The organism is Microcystis sp. M113S1, assembly GCF_020246945.1.
Lineage (GTDB): Bacteria > Cyanobacteriota > Cyanobacteriia > Cyanobacteriales > Microcystaceae > Microcystis.
Map to the genome: position 1 here is coordinate 1 of NZ_JADBSA010000224.1, position 3,756 is coordinate 3,756.

At 47.0% G+C, this 3,756-nt stretch carries 2 protein-coding genes and 1 pseudogene; all 3 read left to right on the forward strand.

Annotated features, from left to right (window positions below; translation table 11 throughout):
* Positions 1–244: 244 nt before the first annotated feature.
* Positions 245–718, forward strand: coding sequence for a hypothetical protein (locus IM319_RS11370; RefSeq protein ID WP_287076956.1), 474 nt, complete (start codon positions 245–247; stop codon positions 716–718).
* A gap of 32 nt (positions 719–750) precedes the next feature.
* Positions 751–2,940 (forward strand): chromosome partitioning protein ParA, encoded by a 2,190-nt coding sequence (locus tag IM319_RS11375; RefSeq protein ID WP_287735674.1) that lies wholly within the window; start codon positions 751–753, stop codon positions 2,938–2,940.
* 160 nt (positions 2,941–3,100) lie between these two features.
* Positions 3,101–3,700 (forward strand): annotated as a pseudogene (locus tag IM319_RS11380) (RNA-guided endonuclease InsQ/TnpB family protein); the annotation flags it as partial.
* Positions 3,701–3,756: the final 56 nt, after the last annotated feature.

Consider the following 3,756-nt stretch of genomic DNA (forward strand, 5'->3'; position numbering starts at 1 on the left):
TTAGACTTTTTGTCAATCAAAAAGTACCGGACTGGGAGTGATCAGGGGGAAAATTCCGGGACTTTTTCCCTGAAAATTAGGTAGTTGACCACCTGAAAATCGGTAAAACCCTACACCCCACACCCCACACCCCACACCCTAGCCCCACCGAAAAACTTTTTTAGCAGATCCTAGATAGTATATTCAGAGATACTCAATAATCTAGAATCAAAATCTCCCAGATTAATTTATCGAGGTTTTGCTCATGCTTTTTCGTCCTACTTGGCTCGGCACTTTATCGCTTGCCCTTGCCTTAAATTGGCCCCTTAGTGCCTCAGAAACCTGCGTCCCGATACCTTTGATCGGTGGTCAAGGAAACCAAGTAACCAAGACCGTTTCTCAACCGACCGTTCCCAGTGTGTTCGGTGTCGATATCACTCGCAATAACTGGAATACCGATTGGGCGGTTCCGAGCGATCGCAGCTGGCAAAAATTCGTGGCCACTATATCCTCGGATGAGGGTGGTTCCTTCGATATCCAGATGTACCTCAAGTACAGCGATCAAACCACGGGACAGTTTTTTAACCAACAAGATGTACGGATCGACCCGGGTAAACCCCTGACTATTACCGCCACACCGGAACCCAACGATGAACCCTATCAAGTCAATCTTTTTATCGGTGGTGTCAACCATTTCGGCAAGACCTACACGGTAACCGTTGTCGGCTGCTACCGCTAGATCGTTTTTTTAATAGTGAGGAGTGAAAAATTATGGGATTCTCGCCATGCCGCCTGCTGATCTGGACTTTGTTCGGTTTATCGTTTCCCGTCCCCAGTGTTCTTGCCGAAGCGATAGATGAGGGGAAAGCGATCGCTCCCGTGACCGTTGCCCCTTCCTTCTGCGAGGGTTTTACCCCCTTGACCAATAGGGTCGCCCCCTTGGTATTCGAGGGGGAAACCCGAACCGAGGAATTACCCGACAGTGCCTGTGCCAAGGATCTGGCGGGAGTAGGAGCGCCAGTTTTGCCAGCCTCTCCCCTCACAGAACCCACCCCGGCTGCGACCCCGATCGCACCGGAAAATCCCGCTCCCCAGGGGCAAGAGGATCGAGGTTGGCAGATTAAATTTCAGCCCTACGCGACCATTCCGATCAGTACCTACGGAACCGCAACGGCCCGGGGACGTACCGTCAGCTATCATCTCGATCTCGGGGAAGTGTTACAATCGCTCCGGGTGACGGGTAGCGCGCGCGTGGAAGCCTGGAACGGTCGTTTCGGTTTGATTTTCGACGGTTATTACGCCAGCTTGAGAAACGTGATCGACCGACAGAAGACAACGGTTCGACAGCCGAATTTTATCGACTCCTTGAATTGGTTGCTGAGTCGGGATGCCAGCCAGAGAATTCAAAAAGCGATCAATGGACTCGAAGGCATTTCCCAGTCGGTCGATCGGATACAAGGATTAAAAGAAGAGGGGAGCTTTCAAGAGGCAGGAGACAAAATTCGAGCGTTACGACAGGATATCGCCCTAAAAACCGAACAATTAAGCCAATTACCAGCGGCGGCCGAAGAAGTGCGCGATCAGATACGGCAGGAAGTCGCCCTTCGGGAGGAACAGTTACAGGAACTGGAAACGGCGATCAATAACGCTCGGCAACGTTTTCAGCAAGAGATCGTTCCGAAAATCGAGCGGGCGCAGGAACTGAAGACGACCCTCGCAGAAATTCGACAGGAGGTGCAGCAAGAGGTCGAGCGAAAAGCCGAGCGCTTAAACGAATTTAAACAGGCTCTTGACAGCCTTCAAGGACAATTGGCCGAACGCCAAAATACTTTACAAGAAATGGTCGTAAAAATTCAGACTCTCCCCGACGTGGATATAGGTGAGATTCGGGATAATATCGATATTCGAGATCTCCGGGATTTAGAGAAGAAAATAGCAGAATTACCCCGCGATCCTGCCTTTAGCGATCGACTAGGAAATTTAAAGGATTTTCAAGAAAAGCTCTCGCAAATACAGGAAGCACTGGCTAGAGGGCAGGAAAAAATTCAAGAATTGCAGGGGTTAAAAGATAGCGAACCCCTGCAACAACTGCAAGCGAAGATTCAAGAGTTACGGGAGCTAAAAGATAGCGAACCCCTACAACAACTACAAGGGAAGATTGAGGAGTTGCGGCAGACTAAAGATAGCGAAATCCTCCAACAATTGCAAGCAAAAGTTCAGGAGCTACAGCAGTTAAAAGATAGCGAACCCCTGCAACAACTGCAAGCGAAACTCCAAGAGTTACGGGGGTTAAAAGATAGCGAACCCCTGCAACGACTCGAACAAGAAATTCAGAACGCCCGAGAATCGCTCGAACAACTAGAACAAACAATGCAACAGGTACAAGAATTCGCCGACAATCGCCAATTACAGCAACTCGAAGCGGATTCGGAAACAAACCTACAATTCGATCAGGGCATCTACGATTTCGCCGTCAGTTACCACATCGGCGCTCCGATCAGCCACGAACTGCCCGAAAAACCCTCTAATCGCTCTTTTCCCTTAATTTGGTTCCAGCCCTATGCAGGCCTTCGTCTCAATAGTATCAGTATCGATATCGAGCAAACGCTTACCGTACAACTATCCAGTCCCCTTGTCAACTTCAGCCAAACTTTCCAACAAACCTTCAGTCAGGGGAGAACTTGGTTTGAACCGCTCCTCGGCGGTAAATTTGGGGTACAGGTGTCCGATCCGATCACTTTATGGATTCGGGGAGACGCTTCCGGTTTCGGGCTGGCCGGCGATACAGATCTAAGCTGGAACCTCCTCTTTGGAGTCGATTGGTGGGTGAATCGCCAAATTTCCCTGCAATTCGCCTATCGTTTCTACGGGATCGAGTATAAAAACGGTAGTGGCGATAACGCGTTCGGTTTTACGGAAAACTTTAACGGACCGTTTCTCGCCGCCACTTTTCACTTTTAACTTAGTGTCAGCATTTATCCCTCGCGCTTAGTGCGATGGGACGGGGCTTTTAAAGGGCCGAAGTAATTCCCCCCAGGGCTCCCCTCATGAATGCTGACTTTGTATATAGACAATTCCTCAAAAACTATGTTATCATAGTTTTAGTTTCTTGATAACTTTTATGTACAAAGCGTACAAATTCAGACTTAAGCCTAATACCGAGCAAGAAATAGCCTTAGCAAAAAGCTTCGGTTGTTGTCGTTGGTTTTGGAATTATTCCCTGAATTTATGCCAAGAAACCTATAAAACCACAGGAAAAGGACTGACACGAAACTATATTCAGGGACTATTGCCTAGTCTCAAAAAAGAATATGATTGGTTGACATATGCTTATTCCCAGTGCTTACAGGTTGTTGCTTTGAACTTATCCCAAGCTTATCAAAACTTCTTTGAAAAACGAGCTAGATTACCAAAATTCAAATCCAAACATGGTAAACAATCAATTAGCTATCCAGCTAATGTCAAATTTGAAGGTGACTACCTCAAATTACCGGGTAAAGTTGGATTAGTTTATTGTGTTCGTCATCGGGAATTTGCAGGAACAATTAAAACCGTTACTATCTCAAAAAACCCAGACGGTAAATACTACGCTTCTATTTTAGTTGATGATGGATCAGAGTTGCCCAGTCAGTCATCGGACGGTAAAGCCATAGGAATCGATTTAGGACTTAATCATTTTGCTATTACCAGTAATGGCAGTAAATATGATAATCCTAGACATTGAGCCAAACATCAACGTAATCTAGAACACAAACAACAAAAACTTTCTCGTAAAAA